Origin of the sequence: Alicyclobacillus acidoterrestris (assembly GCF_022674245.1) — a bacterium.
Taxonomy (GTDB): domain Bacteria; phylum Bacillota; class Bacilli; order Alicyclobacillales; family Alicyclobacillaceae; genus Alicyclobacillus; species Alicyclobacillus acidoterrestris.
Map to the genome: position 1 here is coordinate 4,156,321 of NZ_CP080467.1, position 19,554 is coordinate 4,175,874.

General features: G+C 50.1%; 20 protein-coding genes and 1 pseudogene. 1 reads left to right on the forward strand and 20 read right to left on the reverse strand.

The window, feature by feature from the left end:
• Positions 1–2: 2 nt before the first annotated feature.
• The 18 genes and pseudogenes from K1I37_RS20515 to K1I37_RS22035 all read right to left on the reverse strand — a co-directional run bounded on the left by K1I37_RS20515 (position 3) and on the right by K1I37_RS22035 (position 17,135).
• Complete coding sequence (locus K1I37_RS20515; protein ID WP_021297089.1) at positions 3–809, reverse strand: ABC transporter ATP-binding protein; 807 nt, start codon at positions 807–809, stop codon at positions 3–5.
• A gap of 28 nt (positions 810–837) precedes the next feature.
• Complete coding sequence (locus K1I37_RS20520; protein ID WP_021297088.1) at positions 838–1,032, reverse strand: hypothetical protein; 195 nt, start codon at positions 1,030–1,032, stop codon at positions 838–840.
• 182 nt (positions 1,033–1,214) lie between these two features.
• Positions 1,215–2,933 (reverse strand): phosphoenolpyruvate--protein phosphotransferase, encoded by a 1,719-nt coding sequence (gene ptsP, locus K1I37_RS20525; protein WP_021297087.1) that lies wholly within the window; start codon positions 2,931–2,933, stop codon positions 1,215–1,217.
• A gap of 2 nt (positions 2,934–2,935) precedes the next feature.
• Positions 2,936–4,123 carry a mannitol-1-phosphate 5-dehydrogenase gene (locus K1I37_RS20530; protein WP_021297086.1) on the reverse strand — a complete coding sequence of 396 codons (1,188 nt, stop codon included), beginning with the start codon at positions 4,121–4,123 and terminating at the stop codon, positions 2,936–2,938.
• Complete coding sequence (locus tag K1I37_RS20535; protein ID WP_021297085.1) at positions 4,120–4,551, reverse strand: PTS mannitol transporter subunit IIA; 432 nt, start codon at positions 4,549–4,551, stop codon at positions 4,120–4,122. The genes K1I37_RS20530 and K1I37_RS20535 overlap by 4 nt, the downstream gene beginning before the upstream one ends.
• A gap of 6 nt (positions 4,552–4,557) precedes the next feature.
• On the reverse strand, positions 4,558–6,594 hold the full coding sequence (locus K1I37_RS20540) for a BglG family transcription antiterminator (protein ID WP_021297084.1): 2,037 nt from the start codon (positions 6,592–6,594) through the stop codon (positions 4,558–4,560).
• 14 nt (positions 6,595–6,608) lie between these two features.
• Positions 6,609–8,078 carry a PTS mannitol transporter subunit IIBC gene (locus K1I37_RS20545; protein ID WP_021297083.1) on the reverse strand — a complete coding sequence of 490 codons (1,470 nt, stop codon included), beginning with the start codon at positions 8,076–8,078 and terminating at the stop codon, positions 6,609–6,611.
• 193 nt (positions 8,079–8,271) lie between these two features.
• Complete coding sequence (locus tag K1I37_RS20550) at positions 8,272–9,021, reverse strand: Na-translocating system protein MpsC family protein (protein WP_021297082.1); 750 nt, start codon at positions 9,019–9,021, stop codon at positions 8,272–8,274.
• A gap of 114 nt (positions 9,022–9,135) precedes the next feature.
• A complete protein-coding gene (locus K1I37_RS20555; RefSeq protein WP_206917031.1) occupies positions 9,136–9,663 on the reverse strand; it encodes a hypothetical protein in 528 nt (175 codons plus the stop codon).
• A 196-nt stretch (positions 9,664–9,859) separates the two neighbouring features.
• The gene (locus K1I37_RS20560) at positions 9,860–10,924 is read right to left on the reverse strand and encodes an ATP-binding protein (protein WP_242215959.1); all 1,065 of its coding nucleotides are present in this window, start codon (positions 10,922–10,924) and stop codon (positions 9,860–9,862) included.
• 330 nt (positions 10,925–11,254) lie between these two features.
• On the reverse strand, positions 11,255–12,475 hold the full coding sequence (locus K1I37_RS20565; RefSeq protein WP_031218887.1) for an MFS transporter: 1,221 nt from the start codon (positions 12,473–12,475) through the stop codon (positions 11,255–11,257).
• A gap of 166 nt (positions 12,476–12,641) precedes the next feature.
• Positions 12,642–13,220 (reverse strand): TetR/AcrR family transcriptional regulator, encoded by a 579-nt coding sequence (locus K1I37_RS20570; protein WP_021297078.1) that lies wholly within the window; start codon positions 13,218–13,220, stop codon positions 12,642–12,644.
• A gap of 90 nt (positions 13,221–13,310) precedes the next feature.
• Positions 13,311–14,252 carry an alpha/beta hydrolase gene (locus K1I37_RS20575; protein ID WP_021297077.1) on the reverse strand — a complete coding sequence of 314 codons (942 nt, stop codon included), beginning with the start codon at positions 14,250–14,252 and terminating at the stop codon, positions 13,311–13,313.
• A 277-nt stretch (positions 14,253–14,529) separates the two neighbouring features.
• On the reverse strand, positions 14,530–15,483 hold the full coding sequence (locus tag K1I37_RS20580; RefSeq protein WP_021297076.1) for an SDR family NAD(P)-dependent oxidoreductase: 954 nt from the start codon (positions 15,481–15,483) through the stop codon (positions 14,530–14,532).
• Between the two features lie 119 nt (positions 15,484–15,602).
• Positions 15,603–16,124 (reverse strand): TetR/AcrR family transcriptional regulator, encoded by a 522-nt coding sequence (locus K1I37_RS20585; protein ID WP_021297075.1) that lies wholly within the window; start codon positions 16,122–16,124, stop codon positions 15,603–15,605.
• 127 nt (positions 16,125–16,251) lie between these two features.
• Positions 16,252–16,496, reverse strand: a pseudogene (locus K1I37_RS20590) (SulP family inorganic anion transporter); the annotation flags it as partial.
• A 49-nt stretch (positions 16,497–16,545) separates the two neighbouring features.
• The gene (locus K1I37_RS20595) at positions 16,546–16,761 is read right to left on the reverse strand and encodes a hypothetical protein (RefSeq protein ID WP_021297073.1); all 216 of its coding nucleotides are present in this window, start codon (positions 16,759–16,761) and stop codon (positions 16,546–16,548) included.
• Positions 16,668–17,135, reverse strand: a complete 468-nt coding sequence (locus tag K1I37_RS22035) for a transposase (protein ID WP_152498804.1) — start codon at positions 17,133–17,135, stop codon at positions 16,668–16,670. Before K1I37_RS22035 ends, K1I37_RS20595 begins: the two co-directional genes overlap by 94 nt.
• A gap of 382 nt (positions 17,136–17,517) precedes the next feature.
• Between K1I37_RS22035 and K1I37_RS20600 the strand changes: the two genes are divergently transcribed.
• A complete protein-coding gene (locus K1I37_RS20600) occupies positions 17,518–17,826 on the forward strand; it encodes a hypothetical protein (protein WP_021297072.1) in 309 nt (102 codons plus the stop codon).
• A gap of 18 nt (positions 17,827–17,844) precedes the next feature.
• Here the strand turns inward: K1I37_RS20600 and K1I37_RS20605 are convergent, their stop codons facing one another.
• Positions 17,845–18,186: a helix-turn-helix domain-containing protein gene (locus K1I37_RS20605; protein WP_021297071.1), complete on the reverse strand. Its 342-nt coding sequence runs from the start codon at positions 18,184–18,186 to the stop codon at positions 17,845–17,847.
• 556 nt (positions 18,187–18,742) lie between these two features.
• Positions 18,743–19,552: an ExeA family protein gene (locus K1I37_RS20610; protein ID WP_242216009.1), complete on the reverse strand. Its 810-nt coding sequence runs from the start codon at positions 19,550–19,552 to the stop codon at positions 18,743–18,745.
• Positions 19,553–19,554: the final 2 nt, after the last annotated feature.

A 19,554-nucleotide genomic window follows, 5' to 3' on the forward strand; every position in this document is an offset into this window, starting at 1 on the left:
GATTACGCCGGGGATTCTTCCGAGCCGTCAACCAACCCATATGGGATACACAACGGCACCCCCGTCCTCTGATCTATCACCACGTCCGCCAGAATCCCGAATACTTGCCGGAGCATCTCTTCGGTGATGACTTCCTCTGGCGTTCCGTTATACACGGCTTGTCCGTCCCGAATCGCCACTACATGGTGCGCGTACTGGGCAGCGTGATTCAAATCGTGGACCACCATGACAATCGTTCTTCCCTCTTCGCGATTTAACTTATCGAGAAGTTGAAGCACCTCCAACTGATGCGCCATATCCAGAAATGTGGTAGGCTCGTCCAAAAACAAAATATCGGTTCCTTGCGCTAAAGCCATCGCTATCCAAGCACGCTGCCGCTGACCACCGGACATCTGCTCTATCGGGCGCGCCGCGAACGGCAACATCCCCGTCACCGAAAGTGCCCAGTGAACCATCCCCTGATCTTCCCGCGTACTGGTCGCGAGACCCCTCTGATATGGAAAGCGACCGTAAGAGACCAGTTCACTAACGGTAAGTCCGTCCGGCGAAACGGGATTTTGGGGCAGCATGGCCAGCTGCTTGGCGACCTCCTTGGAGTCCATCTTCAGAAGCGATTTCCCATCGAGGTATACGGTTCCGCCGTCCGGTTTCAACAATCTCGCCATCGCCTTCAAAATCGTCGATTTCCCAGAACCATTGGCGCCGACCAAGGCCGTAATCTTTCCATCCGGAATTGCGAGATTGAGCTCACTGACAATGCGCTGTGCACCATAGCGGACGGATAATTGTTCAGCTGCAAGACGTGCCATACGAATCCTCCTTCCGCGCTAAAGCAAACTAAAGGGCGGTGTCCTTTTGCCCTTGGTAAAACTGCTGTACAGCCTGTTCAATTGTCGCCAAGAATGCCACTTCCTGTTGCACCTCAAGGAAAACCGGAAATCGGTGCGCCAACTCCACTCGCAAAGCCTCCAATTCGATGTCGTTCAAGTTGTTAATTTTGCGAAGTTGAGATAGGTTATCAAACAACCGCACGCTCCTGGCCCCCTACATGATACTTTCTAATCTACCCATGGCTACTATACCACTGCCCTGTCATGAATCTGGATATACGAAAACACACCGACTCACAACGTTCGTAGAGACCGGTGACCGAACGCTAAAGGGGAATGGCTATCCATTCCCCTTGTCAAACAACCCGATTGATTTCTGCCTTCTCAATGAGACGACCATTTTGCAACAAGTTCCTCAACCGCTTGTTGACTATCTTGCTTGAGTGCTTCGTCCGCAAGCGCCTGTGCACGCTCGTACGACAGGTCTCGAATCAGCTGGCGAACACGCAAGATAGAACCCCCGCTCATACTAAATTCGTCGAGGCCAAGCCCCAACAGGATAGGCACTGCGGTCAGGTCGCCAGCCATTTCACCGCACATGCCAACCCACTTGCCATGCTGGTGTGCGCCGTTGACAACCATTTTTACCAACCGCAAGATGGCCGGATGATACGGCTGATACAGGTGCGTAATCCGGTCGTTCATGCGGTCACAGGCCATCGTGTATTGAATCAAGTCATTGGTACCAATTGAAAAGAAATCGACTTCTTGCGCCAATACGTCAGCGATGACGGCGCTCGCCGGAATTTCGACCATAATGCCAATTTCCATCTGCTCGTCAAAAGGAATCGACGCATCGCGAAGTTCCGATTGAACCGCCTTCAGAAGTTGCTTCGCCTGCCGGATTTCCATTACGTTCGAAATCATCGGGAACATTAATTTGATATGGCCATAGTGGGATGCCCGTAAAATCGCGCGCAACTGCGTTTTAAATAACTCAGGTGTATCTAAACAAACCCGAATGGCGCGATAGCCAAGAAACGGATTGCTCTCTTTCGGTAAATCGAGATACGGGATTTCCTTATCTCCACCGACATCTAGCGTGCGAATCACGACAGGCTTTCCGGCCATCCGCTCTGCCACTTCACGATACGCTTGGAACTGTTCCTCTTCCGTCGGAGCGGCGTTTCGGTTCATGTACAAAAACTCTGACCGAAACAGCCCAATCCCCTCTCCGCCATTTTCCTGTACGTTGTCCACATCTGCTGGCCCGCCAATATTGCCGGCCAACTCCACTTGATGTCCGTCTGTCGTAACCGTCGGTTCAAATCTTAACGCCTGCAGCTGTTGTCGCTGATTCGCGTCCTCTTCCATCCGACGTCGATACATCGCCAGCTCGTCAGGTGTCGGGTCAACAATGACCTCACCGTCCAAGCCATTGACAATAACCGTCATCCCAGGTTCAACAGCTTGGCTGATCTCCCCAAGTCCAACCACAGCAGGAATGCCAAGAGACCTTGCCATAATGGCCGAATGCGACGTCCTGCCCCCGACGTCCGTGACGAATGCGTGTACTAAGTTTTTGTCGAGCACGACGGTGTCAGAAGGCGTTAAATCCTCTGCCACAAGGATGACAGGCTCTTCAAGGGCCGCCAAAGATGCGCGACTCGTTCCTTGCAGATGACCCAGCACACGCTGGCTGACATCTTTAATGTCCGATGAACGCTGCCGCATATATTCATCGTCCATCTGTTCAAAGATCGCGACAAGTTGGCTTGTCACGCTGGTCAGCGCATACTCCACATTCACGTGCTCTGTTTGCATCGTACTTTGGATGGCGCCAACAAACTCTGGATCATCCAGAATCTGAAGGTGCGCAACAAAGATCTGTGCATGTGAGGCGCCCAGTTTTTGATTCGCGGTCTCGTACAATTGCTGTAGTTCAGCTTTCGTCCGCGCAATAGCGTCTTCTAACTTGGATAACTCTTGTTCAACCGTCACATCTTCGCGCTTTTCGACATTCTTCACTGCAGCGTTCACCACGAAGACAGGAGCAATCGCAATTCCATCAGATGCTGCAACACCATGATATCGACGACCCACAATCACACCTCATTTCCATGCGTGGCGTCCGAGTGCGAGGCGCGGAGCAGTGCATGATATTGTTCTGCAATCGCATCGACAATCGAAGATTCCGAAAGACCGGTAATACGCTTCACCGTATTCTCAATCCCAAATTGCTGAATTTCCGCTTGAATCTTTGACGCCGCTTCATCACTTGGATTGTTGTAATGAAACCCAAACGCAATCGCGCGAATCAATGCAGGTGTCTTCACTTTGGCCGCAAGAGCCAGCCGCAGAGGCCCCACAAGTCTATCGTCAGCAGAGAGTTTGCGCAGCGGATCCCGCCCCACCCGCGCTACATCATCTTGGATGTGCGGGTTTAGGAACCTTGCGCGAACCGCCTGCGCATACGTCCGCAACATGTCAAGCGACAAGCTTGGATAGCGATGTTTAAGACCCTCAGCTGCTTCCATCTGCACGTCTGCAACCAACGATGCAATTTCCGCATCTTGCATCGCCTCAAGGACCGTGCGATAGTGCTTAAAGAATCCAGCATAGGCGGCAGTTGCGTGCGCGCCATTGAGCATAAATAATTTTCGTTCCAAGAACGGATTCAGATCCTGCACGAAAGTCGCCCCAGGAATATCAAGGGTTCCCTTCAACGCAGGTTCTTCAATATCCCACTCAAAAAACCTTTCAACTACGCAGTCGAGCGGCTGGGTGGCGTACCCTTCCCGATTGGGTGCAATGCGATCTACGGCCACATCCACGAAACCCACATGCGTATCAATCCATTCGCGCAACGAATCGTCGACGCGCGCCAATACCCTCTCTTTTAATTGAGAAGTCGCGCGAATCGCGTTTTCACATGCGAGAATATTGATTGGCGCTTCTTGCTTCTGTTCTTTTCGCAAGCGAAGCCCATCTGCAATCACGGCAGAAACCCCACCCAAATTTCCTAACCCTACAGCAGTGGTGATGACATCCGCATCAATGACTTCTTGTCGACAAGCATCTGAGTCCAGCAAACAAGCGCGAACGCCGGTTACTCGCTCCTCTTGCACATCGTCATCCAGCGTAATTACACGATAGGCCTTCTCAGCGAGCAACTGCTCAACCAATGTAGGCACCACGTCGGCAAAAACGACTTCATAGCCCGCCTGATGAAGTAGCAATCCGATAAATCCACGACCGATATTCCCGGCACCAAAGTGAAGGGCCTTTTTCATAAGGTTTCACCTATCACATCAATGACCTCTTGCGCGGACTGTGCCTTTACCAACTTCTCAACGTTCTCCTCTTCCATACAGACCGTTGCAATCTGTGAGAGTACCTCCATGTGCTCTTCACCGCGGCCAGCAATACCAATTACCAATTTTGCAATGTTGCCGTTGCCAAAATCCACGCCGTCCGGATATTGCGCGACGACAATACCTGAGTGCAAAATGTGCTGCACATATTCTGGCATACTGTGCGGAATCGCAACTTGGTTACCAATGTATGTGGTCATCGACTCTTCGCGTTTCAACATACCCTCAATATAAGGCGCCTCCACATAACCATTGTCAACGAGCGCCTGTCCAACCCGACGAATCGCGTCTGTCTTATTTTCTGTTTTGACTTGCAAAAGGACATTTGATGGTTGAAGGATGTTCATATTGATTCACTCCTCTGTTTGATACATCACTTGACGAATCCGCTGTTGCACGACAGAAATCGGCGCGTTACGCAGTATGTCCACCAAATCGTCGTCCATGACGAGTGCGGAACTCAACATGCCAAACAATCGAATGTTCGTGACTGACTCGTTGGAAAGAGCTAATAACACGAGAACCGTATCAACCGGTTCTTCTCTCTTTGCAACACCTAGAACCGTAAACGGTTCCGCTAACCGATAAATGGCCACCTGATACTGAGACAAAGCGTGCGTTCGAGCGTGCAAGACAGAGAGTCGTTTTCCCGGCAAAACAATACTGCCTAACTGTTCTCTCTGCAAAATCGCATCCATCAGAGCCGTTTTGTCGTTCGTGTCCCCGGTTGACCAAATATCGTCCACAATCTTTTCAATGACCTCACGAATACTTTTCGCAGAAACGCGACGAATCTGTACCCGCTCACTCATTTGTGACGCCGCCTCATACCAAGGCGCTTTCGACTCAGCCAAGGCAGGTTCCAACACACCGCTTTTCATCGGTGAACTGTCCGCCTCAAGTTCCTCCAATACCGACTCTATCTGCGCCACTTCCTCGTCGGTCAGGAACGGGGAAACCGTGACCACGGGCACGCCCTGCTGGTGTATGGGGACCGTGGAGACGACTAAGTCGCACTGGACATCGGCCGAATCATGAAGGGAACCAAGACCGACGATTTTGACCTGTGGAAACTCTTTCCGGAACCGGCTCGCCAACAGTTCTGCGGAGCTGATTCCGTTTGGACAGACAATCCGCACCCGAAATACGCGTTGTGCCCTGAGCCGCTCGTACGATGCGCCAAGATGCATCGTTAAATACCCGACCTCAGCATCTGGGACTTCTAGACCATAGGGCCCCAAAACCGAATGACTTGCCGCCCGCATGGCGTGGAACAAAGTTTCGTATCGACGCTTAATTTCCTCCAGCAGCGGATTGCGGATGTGTAACCCTGTCATCATGCGATGAATGGCTGGTTCCAGGTGCTGTGCCATCCCGACAACCAGACCCCTATCCCCAGCCAATGGCATATCCAACGCCTTGGCCAAATACCGCACCATGCGGTATGCCAAATCCATGGATGTCAGATTCAAGGGCAACATGCGGTTCTCCTCGGTCATAAGAACCTTGGCACCCCGAAGATGCTTCGCTAGATATTGGGCTTCTCCTGATACATCTCCGTTGCCTTGGACGAAGCGCCGAATAATCCGCAGACAGGTCTGGACGTCTTGCGATGCATCGACGGTAGCATTCTCTGGCGGCGGTAGTGAAGCCCCACTGTTTATCCGTGAAATCGTCAACAACACATGCAGCATAAATCCGTAAAAAGCCGCCTCGTCGAGCGGCGGGTTGGATGCTGCGAGTTCCTCCCTGAGGACATCCCGCACTTGTGCGATTTGCTGCACGTCAAACCATTTCGAGAACCACAAAACAAACGGATGATCTGTGGCCCCATGCGTGTTTTGGCGAAATAAAGTCATTAAATCTGAGAGCGAAACTTGCTCATAGACGAGCTCGGCAATTGCCTCCCGTCGCGCTTCCTCATTCCCCTGCACCTCGACACCATATCCCCGTCGACGGATTAGCGAAAGGCCGTGCGCGTTCAGCCAATCCGCAATGTCGTCCAGACTTTGACTTAAACTCGCGGATGTCACATGAAGTTGCTTCCCAAAATAGCCAAGTTTCGATGGCCCCTGCTCCATCAGCAAATCCAGTGCCACACGCGCTTCCCGAACCTTCGGCGCAAGCGGCAACTTCGGCGGTATTTTCCCAATTTGTTCTACCATCCGACGAATGTCAGAAGGGTCACCCTCCACAGAAATCCCCTTTGAATCCATACGAACGACTAAGTGGAACAGAGCCACATACGATTGAATGGCACTCATGTCACGTTGAATGGTACGCCGACTGACTTCCAGTCGGCGTACCAAATCATGCGTATCCACGCCATCGTTCGCTTCCAAGATGACGGAGAGGATATACTTTTGTCTCTCTGTAAGTTTTTTAGCCATGGATATCCCAGCTTTTACTTGAGCTCATTCAAGTCATTGACCAGTTGGTCATACGTGCTCTTGTCGAGGAAGTTTTCCACAATATAAATCTTTGCTTGCGGTGCCACCTGCTGGGCGCGGGCGGACAAACTTCCCTGGGTAAATACAACCTGTGCATCCGAAGGCAACTGGTTCACAGGCAAGTGGTCCACCGGTATATCGTAGCCCGCTTCCCGCAAACGCTTCTTCAATATGGATGCACCCATTGCACTAGATCCCATACCTGCCTCGCATGCGAACACGACACGGTCAGGCACTTTCGTCAGTTCCTTCGTCTCCTGTACGGCCGTTGGCGCACTAGCTTGCGCGGCACCTGCCACTGCCTGGCCTTTGCTCTGCGCCTTCATATCCTGCACAAGGCTCTTTGCCATAGACAGCGCATCGTCGCTCATTTCGTCCTTCGAACGGCTTAAGAAGAACGAGGCAATCAGGCATGATACCAACGCACCGACAAAAATGCCTGCCAGAATCGGAAGGTATCCACCGCGCGGCGCCATCGCCATTTCCGCGATAATACTACCCGGCGAAGCCGTCGCCACAAGACCGGCATGTAACACCATAAACGTCGCGTCAGCAGCCATTCCACCAAAGATGACAGCCAAAATCAAAATGGGCTTCATCAAGATGTACGGGAAATAGATTTCGTGAATGCCACCAAAAAATTGAATGATAACCGCACCCGGCGCAGACTGCTTCACTGTTCCCTTCCCGAAGAACCAGTACGCAAGTAAAACTCCGAGGCCCGGGCCTGGGTCCGTTTCCAAGAGGAAGAAGATGGACTTCCCGGTCTGTTTTGCTTGCTGGAGTCCAATCGGATCCAAAATACCATGGTTAATCGCGTTATTTAGGAACAGGACCTTACCAGGTTCAATAAAGATTGCAATTAACGGCAGCAAATGAATGGACGTAATCCACAATGCTGCTGCACCTAGCGCAGTAGATACAGCATCCATGACTGGTTGTACGACAAGAAAAGCCAAAACGGCTAGACCGCCGCCGAGTATACCAGCTGAGAAGGTGTTCACTAACATTTCAAAGCCGGCCTTAATCTTGTCCTCGATAAGTTTGTCGAATTGCTTAATCAGATAGCCACCAAGTGGCCCTAAAATCATGGCACCAATAAACATCGGTTGCGAAGAACCCACCGCGACCCCAGCCGTGGCAATCGCACCGACTACAGCTCCCCGATTCCCGGCCACCAATCGGCCTCCCGTGAAACCAATGAGAATAGGAATCAAAAAGCTTACGAATGGCGTTACCAGTTGATTAATATGCGCGTTCGGCGTCCAACCTGTAGGAATAAAAAAGGCCGTAATCAATCCCCATGCAATAAACGCTGGAATGTTAGGCATCACCATACCAGCGAGAAAACCGCCAAAACGCTGCATAGCAGCACGCGTTTTACCGCTGCGGACAACTGACTGTGGTATTGCTTGACTCGCCATGCGTGAACCCCCCTTTACCTGAAATCGCTTTCTGACGCTACTTTAAAATGATTAACAAAGTTATTCAACACAAAGAAATTCAAGGCTGGCGCCGCTTTTCGCGACAACACTTAATAGCTTTTGTGAAGCAATTTGTCACACGGCATCAGCCCATACAAACACTGCATTCTGTCGACATCTCTTACGAAATGTCTTAATCGCCGAGAAGACGCTCCCCCTTCCCTGGCGATGGCTTCTGATTTAACATCATAACGATGACACTTTTATCCCGTTCGAAATCCCAATCCACAAACGAGTCCATCACACGTTGACTTAAGTATTCTTGGAAATACTCGCTGTTATGCAAGTATGTCTTTTCCAACCTTGCCTTCACGCGCCGTAACAACGGCGCTTGTCCAAGTCGCAAAAATTCCTTCTCGATGCGCACAAGTAAACCGTTGCGGACAATCAACAGCGTCCTCGGATTCAACATACAGGAGTAGATTTCTTCCGGCGGCTTTTGAATTTCTTGACTGATTCGGACAATCTCCCGCTCCACCTGCTCTTTACCTTCGTAAATCTCCCGAAATGACTCGGAATTTGGAAATGGGTCTTCACTGATACCCACCAACATACCGGATTGATTTTGGAACCCCCAGTCACAATAAAACTCTCGGAGCTTCACCCCTGTGACCATCTCAACATACGTACGAATTTCGGGAAACAGTGAGCGCACCAAATTGAGCCGGAGCTCGTACACCGTTTCCTCCTGATCATTCTCCATCAGCACTTTCTCCATGGGCGACATAAAATTGCGCAAATACACGGTAAAAAACGTAAATCCCGTGGCCACCTGAACCGTTTCCGGTCCTTTCCCAAACGTGTCACGAAGCAATTTCCCGATATAGTTGGCAATTTGCTGATTTGGATGCTGCCCAGATCTGGCCCCGAATGGTGAATTCATGCGCGTACCCCTCGTAACATGTCCTTCTGGACATAGTGTTTACCAAACGCGATGGTCATATGTATATTTATTCCATGTGACGATTCGTGGTTTGTCAGCCTACCGCAATTCCCCTCACAATCTATCCGCCCCACCTCGACTATCATCCAAAGGCGAACAAGCTTCATGCACACTCAAACTAATGCGCAACTCGTCATAGAGATCGCAGTAATACGCAAACATACGCCGAATCCGACTCATTTCCATCGTCATGACCAAAAGGTCCTCCGCGAATTGCGCTCGAAAATGATCTGCAACATCCAGCGTTACCCTATCCATGTCAAGAACCCACTCAGATATCTGCCGCAGAACACTCGCCCGCTGTTCCAGCGCCGTCCCTGCTTCCACTGGTGAATCCCAAAAATCAAACCACGCTTCCGCGATTTTGGGTACCACACTATCCAACTTCGCACACGTCTCGATGATTTTCCCTAACCGACTGTCCGACACAACCACCGAATGCATACGCTTTGCGCCATCACCAATGACCGCAAGCGCCGTCCGGACGTGTTGCACAATCGGGATGGATAAGTCCTGTAATAATTGGTACAAATTATAAGACTCAAGTTTGTCCCAATCCGCCGTGGACCCATTCGATGACATGTGATACGAACACATTCGAGCTGTGCAACCTCCTAAAAAATAAAAAGCCTGAGCCGTCGGTCAGTTGCTTCCGATTACTCAGGCTTATGTTTGACTCATGACATCATCATGTCCAAACATTGCTACCCAAAGTTCCCCTTTTGGGAAACGAACATTTTCAATTGTCCTCGTTTCATATCACATCTAGCGCGATGCCTTACGCGGATGACCCGTATATAGGCAACGAGATTTGCACCAGCGCACCACGTTGCATATCGGTGTGAATCGTCAATGTGCCGCGATGCTGTTGAACGATATTGTGACTAATCATTAAACCGAGCCCTGTACCATGTTCCTTGGTGCTGAAAAACTTTCTTCCCGTCAACGTTCTGTACTCCTCAGGAATTCCTGGACCTTCGTCCTCTATGCTGACGACAACCCAATCATCCACACACTCCATGGTGACCCGTACAACACCGCCATTGGGCGACGCCTCGACCGCGTTCTTAATCACATTGATGAATGCCTGCTTTAATTTATTAGACTGACACATAATTGGAACCCTAGGCATTTCATTTCTGTGCGAAAATACGACAGAGCAGTTGTTTAAAATCGCCTGTGAGTTGAGGAGAAACACTACCGAATCGAGAATGCCCACGAGATCCGCCTCTTCGAACTGTTGACTGCGCGGTCGCGCCAACTGCAACAATTCTTCGACCAGGTCATTCATCCGGTCTAACTCTTCTAGCATAACCCCCGTATGAGTCTGCACAGACGAGACGTCCCTCGCATCGCGTATCAACTGTGTAAATCCGCGAATGCTCGCCAGAGGATTTCTTATCTCGTGGGCAATTCCAGCCGCAAGCTCCCCAACCATCTGCAGTCCCTCTAGTTGAACAACGGTCTCTCGATGCTCAAGGAGTTCCGAGACATCGTGAAGAATAAGAAAAACGAGATCTTCATCACCTGCATCAATCACAGAAAACTCGACATCCACATGTGTCGATGCGGGCCCCACCACCCGCTTAAAATACAGATGCGAAGCATCAATATCTTCTTGTACATCAAATAAATCTTGAAGGATGTCTGCAAGGGTCGTTGAACGTGCCGGGAAAAAACCCAATCTGCGAAAGATGTCTGTCGCTTCCTCATTACAAAACAGACACGCATCAGAATTAAAAATGACAACCCCCGCAGGTAGGCGATTCAATAGCGCCCGTAGCGTATGCCGACCGATACCTGGGGTGGCCACACCGAGGTTACGTCGGTCACGCAGCGGCATCCGTACAAGCTCGTTTCGGGCATAATTCATTTCTACAAGACCTCTATTCAGCGATTTGACGTGGTCTCCAAAATTCCACGTAGACTTCGCCCAGGCCATGTTTGACTTATATCGTTCAACATATTCTCACATCTGCCTTTGCGTACGAAGCAGCGGTTCGGCTGGTGATAATTCACACGGACAGGTAGAACATAGATGTAACAAGGGAAGAACCGACGACTCCAAACATGGTTCGTCGATCCAGCAATAGAGTATCACACCGACACACTGGTGAAAAGCGACCGAAGCGCGCAAACACGCCAGAGATAAGATCTGCGACGGTTCCTTTTGTTACGCTTCCGATAGGGAGCGGATGCGCCGGATGGAAGGGAAGAGGTACATCCATATCCCCGCAACGACCAACGTTCCAAACCCACCAATCAGTGCCGCAGGAACGGCCCCAATAAACCCTGCGACCATCCCCGATTCAAACTCGCCAAGTTGATTCGATGTCCCAATGAACAGAGAATTGACTGCATTTACACGGCCCCGCATCTCATCCGGAGTTTGCAACTGAACGAGGGAAGAACGAATGACGACACTGACCACATCGGAAGCACCGACGAGAAACAACGCAATCAATGAAACGACGAGGTGCGTCGACACCGCGAACAACATCGTGGCCAAGCCAAAGACAGCCAGCGCGCCAAACAACGTCATTCCAACCGCTTTCTTTAATGGATAGTAGGCAAAGACGATGGACATCAAAAGTGCACCCACCGCCGGTGCTGAACGCATCAAGCCCAATCCCCATGCGCCTGTATGTAATATGTCCTGCGCAAATATCGGTAAAAGCGCGGTCGCGCCCCCTAACAATACAGCAAACAAATCTAGTGAAATCGTCCCTAAAATCACCTTATGTCGATAGACAAAGACCAACCCTTCAAACAAGGACTGCATTGACACGCGTTTGTGCACACGGATGGTCTTCTCCACGCGAATGAAACCGTTCAGAATACTCGCGACGACAAGCGCCACCGTGACCGTACTGTAAACATAATTCGGTCCCAACGAATACAATACGCCCCCAAGTGAAGGCCCCAAAATCTGCGCCGCTTGTCCGCCAGAAGTCGTCCATGCAACGGCCTGTTGAACCAAATCCTGCCGCACAATTTGCGGCAACAAAGCGGAAGACGCAGGACCTTCGAATGCACGGCACGCGCCCAATCCCGCGGCAAACAACAAGATTTGAAATCTCTCCAATGCCCCGACAAATGTCTCCGCGAACAGACACGCCGCAATCATGGCCTCAACGATGAGACACAAGAGCGTGATTACCCGACGGTCAAATCGATCCGCCACGTGACCGACCACCAACGTCAGCACAACCATCGGGAGAAACTGGGCGAGCCCGACAAATCCGAGACTAAATGCACTGTGCGTCAGCGCATACATCTGCCACCCAATCGCCACGGAGAGCATCTGAAAACAGGTATTAGATAAGATTCTAGAAACCCAATAATTCGTATAAGACGGTTGATTGAGCACCGAATCCGATGACCGTTTAAACATCTATGCACGCCCTTTAAACAACACACGGTAACCGTTAGCTTTTATATGCCACAGTATTATAGACTAGCCTGTAAGAAAGTTCAGCATAAAAGCAGTACATTCTCAAAATCGCACACACCAAAACAGGCCCCGCACAAAGGCGAAGCCTGCACACGTTATTATCTATTTACGCTTGATGACGCATGATTTTATGAAGCAGGGCCTCTGTAACCATGGTGAATTGCTGCTTGTCGCGATACGCCCGCGCTGCGAGCATACCGCCGTGCACAACCGCCAAGATAGATGCGGCTTCCGCCTCAAGTGACAAATGACATGGGAAAAGCATGCCCTGTTCCTGCGCCTCTTGCAAGACAGACTGTATCCACTTCCGCATCTCTTCGAAGTGCGCTTGGATTTCACATTGTGCTTCCTCTGGGAGGATGGAATTCTCTGATGCCAACATCGCACACAGGCAGATATGCGTTGGCTCATTCGCTAATCTATCCGCCCAATACGCAAAGTAATTCTCGAGTTTCCCCCGCGGATTAGCAGCTGTATCCTCGAACTTGCGGAGACTGTCGCTGGCTGACCGGCGGTAGTCTTGCAACACGGATTGGACCAAATTATCTTTACTCGGAAAGTGGTAATGGATGCTCGCCTTTTGAATGCCAATCACGGCAGCGATATCGGCGTAACTAAACCCACTATACCCTTTCTCCAGCATCAGTTGATGAGCGACCTGTTTAATCTCTTGCGCACGATTCATTTTCAAGACCCCGTGTCGAACTGTACTCTCCGCGATAAAACTTGTCAATTTACTATCAACGTACATCAACCAAATGGTGATATCAGCCCATTACGCCTTTATCCAGGTGTTTGCCAACGCAATGGCGCCTCGGGCTGCCTGTGTATCCGCGAGCGCATTCAGCATGACAAAATCGTGGATAATTCCCTGAAAGCGCACAGCGGTAACCGGTACCCCCGCTTCCCGCAGTTGATTAGCGTATGCTTCGCCTTCGTCGCGAAGAACGTCTGCCTCTGCCGTTATCACCAATGCAGGCGGCAACCCTTGTAACTGTTCTGTCGTCGCACGCAACGGAGAAGCCGTAATCTGTGCCCGCTCTCCCGGATTGGTGGTGTACTGATCCCAAAACCACTGCATTGCATCCCGGCGAAGGAAGTAGCCCGTGGCAAACTGATGATAAGACTCCGTATCAAATGCGGCATCCGTCACTGGGTAGAACAGCAACTGCTTATCCAGTTGAGGCCCTTTTCGCGCTTTCACCATCAACGTGATAGCTGCTGCCATATTGCCTCCCACGCTGTCACCAGCGACCGTAATGCGATTCACATCAAAGCCATACGTCGCTCCGTTGTTCGCAATCCACTCAAGCACTGCGTAAATTTCTTCAATTGCAGTCGGATACCGACTCTCGGGAGACAAGCTGTAATTCGGAAACACAACCGCAGCCTCTGCACCAACAGCTAGCTCACGAATCAGCCTATCGTGCGTATGCGCATCCCCAAACACCCAGCCCGCACCATGAATATATAGAATGACCGGCAACGCGTCCGTCGTGTTTTTCGGCTTCAATATCTTTACCGACACTTGTCCGGTCGGTCCGCCCTCAACCACAAGTTCCTCCACATTCACAGGCGGCTTGTAGACTTCTCCAGCCTGAACCGCGTCAACCGTCTTTCTACCCTCCACTGGACCTAAATCAAACAAATATGGAGGATTTGCAGTATCCTGTACAAATTTCTGAGCCGCCGCCTCTAACGTCACCTGTTTTGTCATGTTCATGCTCCTTCTTCTCTCTCTTTAACCTACTAGTAGGTAGATATAAGTGATAAATATACGCCCTACAACACTTGTCTACCTACCAGCGGCTAAGCGCTTCGTCTTTCTGATCGCAGTATACCTACTAGTAGGTAGATAGTCAACACCTTATTTTCTTTTGACACCGTGTGTGTAAAAGCAGAGGACGCAGCCAGCCGGCAAGGCATGCTTCCCGAATAAGCTTCCGTATGTCGTAATTCGAGCCCATTCCAGAACGGTTTTCTTCGGCTGACACTCACTTACCTTTCAGTTGAAGTACGGTCGCAGCAATGCCCTCCTCAAAACGAGTAGCCGGAACCGGGCCGATACACCGCTCATACTTTTCCCCACTCAAACGAAGCGGCTCCGATGTTAGGTACAACATCTCCACCACTTCCTTCATGGCTGGAACAAACAGCCCCAAAATGGATAAACCGATTTTCCCCAATGGAATGACAGGTTTCGTCGATCCCGCCACGGAACGCGCAATCCGCACGATTTCCCTCCCCGGGATGACACCAGCCCCAGGAATGTTCCACTCCTGACCGTAGGCCTGGCCATTCCGCGCAATTTCTACGACCATCTTGGCTGCGTCCGGCAAATACACATACTCCCGTGGCACACGCATATTCCCGATGAAAAAGCCCAACTTCCCCTTGGCTATCGCGTTGAGTGTGCCGCCCAAATACGAAGCTTGGTTCGCCGTAGGGCCGTAATAATCCGGCAGGCGAACAATGAGTGGTCGTGCGTTTTTCCAACGGTTACTGAATATCATCTGACCAAACTGTAACCGAATCCGACCTTTTCGCGTGTGAGGTTCTTTCGGATGATCTTCAGTCACAAACTCCGCTTGCCTTCTTCCATAAGGATAAATACCGTCAACCACTACCACGTTCAAACCGATCTGGTCAGCCGCCCGCATGACTGCTTCCCCCAGCGGCAGCAAACGCGTTGCCATTTCATGATAAGGCACGTTCGCACAATGAAACATAACGTCCGCTTCGCTTGAAGCCTGGATGATGTCGTCTGCCTGAAATGCGTCCCCAATCGCGATGGTCAGGTGCTTGGGATTCCCCAATTGTGTCGCTATCTGCTCTAACTTGGCGCGGGAACGACCAAAAGCTGTCACTTGCATGCCCCGCTGGACCAACTCCTCCACGATAGCAGCACCTGTGCCGCCCGTTGCCCCAATCACAATCGCCCTCTTCAAGGATATCGACCTCCATGTTTAGTGATTCATCAATAACTAATCCACAACTCAACTATACAATTTTGTGAGTGATTCATCAATCACAAAATTTGAACAAAACATTCTTCAACTGCTATTGGTTACTCCCCCATGAGCTCAGGCATGTCCAACGCCATCGAAATGTTGCACAACATCCCCTTGGCAATAAAAAGCTTCGTCTTCTCCACTGGATTCGCTACGCCGCCATTCTCGAATGCCTCCAATACGATCCGGCGAATATCCCTAACTCCCGACTGCATCGCCACCCGAATCGACTCCTCTGGTATTGTCTGAGCCTGCATTTGCAGCAGTATCTCCGAGCGGTTCGCGTGCATGATATCTTCATACGCCTCAATCAATACCTGCTCCAACTGACTGGACGGCGTAGTGGCGATTACCTGGCGGAAAGCATCTGCGATTCTTTGCCAAGAAACCTCGAGTGCTGCGAGCAGCAGTTCTTCCTTCGTTGCGAAAAAGCGAAAAATATACGGTTGAGAAATCCCTGCCCGCTTCGCCACTTGCATCGTAGTCGCTCGATAATATCCCGTTTCGGCAAAGACCTCTATCGCCGCAGAGATAATCTCCATTCGGCGATTTGCTGAAGCAGTTTCACGCTTCGCCATCATTGTGATCCCCTTATCCTTAAGATAGTGATGAATCAATCCTATGTTCAATGTATCAGGAATCTATGCAGAAGGTAAACAGAAACCCAAAAGGGCTTCTGTTGACATTACGCCGATGCCATTACGCATGGTTCTTCACCAACAACACCATCAACAAGGCAGTCGACCCGTTGCACCAGATATCATCCCCACACGCCCGCCAAAGATAGACACGACGATACTGATGATAAACGCCGCGTCTAACCCGACCATCGGATTGACGCCTGCAATCATAGAAAACGCAATTGCCTCAGGAATCAACGCAAATGCAACGGCTATGCCAGCCAACAAGTCCTTCCTGACATTCGACAGCCATTCTGGTATTAAGTCAATATGGTGGACACACCAAACCGAGAATGTATGAAAATCCCATTTCGTTTGCTTAGGCTGCAGGTTTGTGTGTCCGTTCGTACGTCGCTTGGTATTGGGCTGGTGTTTTGTAATCAATAGATGAATGAATGCGTTGCCGATTGTACCAAAGCTCAATGGCTCGATACGTCTGGTTTAACACATTGTCAGAGACAGGATGATTGTGCTTCGAGTTGGGGGTTGCTTTGTACTTGCGCACAGTCCGACTCTTGAGGCCGCTCTCGCGCATGATGTTGGCCACCGTCTTTTGACCCACTCACTTCCGGTCGTTGCTGAAGATGCGCACCGCTTTTTTTTTAATATCTCGAGTTCCTCTCTCAGTTCGCGGTTTTCCCGTTCCAGGTCACGCGTTGCTTGCGCATCGGGTTTGAGATTTCCGAATTCGACGAAGGGGTGCTTCGGATCGTTCTTATACTGCGCAACCCAGCCATAGACGGTCTTTTGAGATATGCCAAGATCGCGTGCAACTTGGGAGGCGACTTTCCCCTCCTCCAGAACCAACTTCACTGTATCAGTTTGAAATCCGCATCGTATTGTTTTGTCATCGTAGACACCTCGAATCAATTTACTTATTTTCACATTCACGATTCGTTGTGTCCACACTTTTAACCTAACACCACTTTGCTGCCCACGGGAGTAAACAGTCGAAACTGGCCGCTTTACGTGTTACAAGTCAGAAAAATATGAGCAGTTCTGGAGCATGGTTAAGGACTGCAGGACGGTTCGATGCTTTAGTAGCAAACTTGCGTCAGCTAGCAGAAACAATCAGACTTTCTTCTTGATGGTTTTGTGCTCGTTCTCCACGCTCCCCCGCCTTGCGGGCCGTCACACCCCAAAAAACTTGCCGTTATTTGTGGTATGGTTCACCTCGTTTTCGACAACGGCAACGATTTTTGGAGAACCCGTCTCTGCTCCACAGCAAAAAGTATCCATAAAGCTCTTAGCACTGGTACCTAATTGAAATTCCTCCGAGACGAGAAAAAATGTGAACCAGAGCCAAATTCCGTCGACGGCTCAAAACTTGGTCTGGGGGTATCAAATCGTGCCCGAAATTCTGGAGGCTCATGAGAAGTTGGTTCTTGAAGAAGACCGTCTTGTCAAACGTATATCTACTCTCGAACGCATCATATCGGTAATTTTAAACCTGATTTACAAGGAGGGGGACTCACTGGATTTAAAGACCATTGAGGAGAGTATCAATTCCTTACACACGGTCTTGCAGGACTTAAACACGGAGTTGTTACACGTTAGATTGGAAAAGAGTCTTGTCACACACAAACATGATTTCATTTAAATGACGTACCAAACCGAGTCATCTGTATTTCCGATGCTCCCACTCGAACACGTCCTTGATTATTTTCAACGCCATGGCGCGGTCCTCGAATGGGCGCTTTGATAGTAATTCATTGATTTGGCTCAACTCATCCTGTTGTTCCATCGGGTCAATGTATCGAAACACCTGCTCAAGAGAAACTCCCAGACCAATAGCCACTTTTTCGAGGCTCTCTATGGTCAGATTTTTCTCGCCACGTTCGACTTGACCTATATAGTTCGTATGTAGCCCAGACAGTTCACCAAGTTGTTCCTGGCTCAGGCCTTTTTCCTTACGTAGCACCCGAATACGTTCACCTAATTTTCTTACGAGATCAGCCATAGAACCACCTCAAACCAAGCTTAAATGAGGTGGTTCTATGTATTAACACACTATGGATTGTTATTGACCAACAATTAACACTAATAGATAATATATGTGCAGCAAATGCATACCATAGTGTGTTTTTTGAGAGCACCTACTTCTAATTAATGGGGGTATCACCTGTTATTAATAAGATTTACACAATGATTAACCCCAATAACGGCGCAAGAATCGAGTGTACTGAGGAATTTCTCACACAATGGCTTAGCAGAGGATTCGAAGTTGAGTCCATACGTGTGGATGAACTCGGGTAATTAGATGAAAACAACAGCTAAATGAATAGCTCCCCCGAATGGAGGCGTAATGGTATTGGAAAACCCAGATAACATCTCTGATTTAATGAATTTTGTAGGACCGCAGAATCAAAAATATCTGCGTAATTGGACTACCATTGCGGATAAAAAGTCCCATGTTGTAGCCGCTCACGCTGTTTGTCGGTGGTTAGTTTACCGCCATTGGCGGAGCGGCTGCAACGTCAGTCTGCCATGTAGTTGAGTGCTACGCCGTCAATCACTCAGCCCGCGCTTCCTCTTTGCCATTCCTGGTCCGTTAAAACCCGCCCTACATGGCTCTCATCAATTGCCTCGCTGTTTTTTGCGGCTGCATCATACAGCGCCTGCGTACACATTTGATTCACCACCCGTGGTATTCCCTTGCTGGCCGCATGAATCATTTGCATCGCGGCGTCCGTAAACACGGGCAGATTGCCCCCGGTTTGTTTCATTTGGTGTCGAATATACTCCGTTGACTCCTCACGGGTCATGCCACTTAAATGGTACGCCATCTCTATCCGCTGAGATATGGCCTCATACTTTTTCAACCGAAGCTTGCGGCGCATCTCTGGTTGGCCAACGAGTAAGAGTGGAAACGGGGAACTCGCATCCATCTGTTGGTTTCGTACAAAGCGAAGTTCTTGAATCATCTCCTCAGACATGTCCTGCGCTTCATCTATCACAACGACCCATCCCCGCTCCATACCAGCTTGTCCTTGAATCCGCTCATGCCAAAGCTTCCTAGCCTTGCTTAGCCCAAACGGCATGGCCTCACCCATGTAGGACAACAACTCTGCGTAGAAGTCTTTCGGCTTCAGTCCGAGTACACAAATGTAAACAGGAAGAAATTTCATTTCATCCAAACCGGTTAATAACCTCCGGATGAGCGTCGTTTTGCCGCTGCCTACTTCACCAGTGAGCAGGCCCAGAGATTTGTGTTCAAGCACATAATGCAGCCGCGCCATTGCTTCTTTGTGGCCCCCGGTTTCAAACAGTCCATCCACCGTCACGTCCCTACGAAATGGTTCGTTGCTCCAGTTCCATTTCTCCATGG

What these genes read in the sequence shown, in the direction of transcription:
- K1I37_RS20540 (WP_021297084.1), bottom strand. Translation starts at nt 6,594, where the DNA reads ATGGCTAAAAAACTTACAGAGAGACAAAAGTATATCCTCTCCGTCATC.
- K1I37_RS20550 (WP_021297082.1), bottom strand. Translation starts at nt 9,021, where the DNA reads ATGAATTCACCATTCGGGGCCAGATCTGGGCAGCATCCAAATCAGCAA.
- K1I37_RS20595 (WP_021297073.1), bottom strand. Translation starts at nt 16,761, where the DNA reads ATGCGCGAGAGCGGCCTCAAGAGTCGGACTGTGCGCAAGTACAAAGCA.
- K1I37_RS20565 (WP_031218887.1), bottom strand. Translation starts at nt 12,475, where the DNA reads ATGTTTAAACGGTCATCGGATTCGGTGCTCAATCAACCGTCTTATACG.
- K1I37_RS20570 (WP_021297078.1), bottom strand. Translation starts at nt 13,220, where the DNA reads ATGAATCGTGCGCAAGAGATTAAACAGGTCGCTCATCAACTGATGCTG.
- K1I37_RS20575 (WP_021297077.1), bottom strand. Translation starts at nt 14,252, where the DNA reads ATGACAAAACAGGTGACGTTAGAGGCGGCGGCTCAGAAATTTGTACAG.
- K1I37_RS20530 (WP_021297086.1), bottom strand. Translation starts at nt 4,123, where the DNA reads ATGAAAAAGGCCCTTCACTTTGGTGCCGGGAATATCGGTCGTGGATTT.
- K1I37_RS20545 (WP_021297083.1), bottom strand. Translation starts at nt 8,078, where the DNA reads ATGGCGAGTCAAGCAATACCACAGTCAGTTGTCCGCAGCGGTAAAACG.
- K1I37_RS20555 (WP_206917031.1), bottom strand. Translation starts at nt 9,663, where the DNA reads ATGTCATCGAATGGGTCCACGGCGGATTGGGACAAACTTGAGTCTTAT.
- K1I37_RS20605 (WP_021297071.1), bottom strand. Translation starts at nt 18,186, where the DNA reads ATGGCTGATCTCGTAAGAAAATTAGGTGAACGTATTCGGGTGCTACGT.
- K1I37_RS20560 (WP_242215959.1), bottom strand. Translation starts at nt 10,924, where the DNA reads ATGCCGCTGCGTGACCGACGTAACCTCGGTGTGGCCACCCCAGGTATC.
- K1I37_RS20610 (WP_242216009.1), bottom strand. Translation starts at nt 19,552, where the DNA reads ATGGAGAAATGGAACTGGAGCAACGAACCATTTCGTAGGGACGTGACG.
- K1I37_RS20515 (WP_021297089.1), bottom strand. Translation starts at nt 809, where the DNA reads ATGGCACGTCTTGCAGCTGAACAATTATCCGTCCGCTATGGTGCACAG.
- K1I37_RS20585 (WP_021297075.1), bottom strand. Translation starts at nt 16,124, where the DNA reads ATGGCGAAGCGTGAAACTGCTTCAGCAAATCGCCGAATGGAGATTATC.
- K1I37_RS20535 (WP_021297085.1), bottom strand. Translation starts at nt 4,551, where the DNA reads ATGAACATCCTTCAACCATCAAATGTCCTTTTGCAAGTCAAAACAGAA.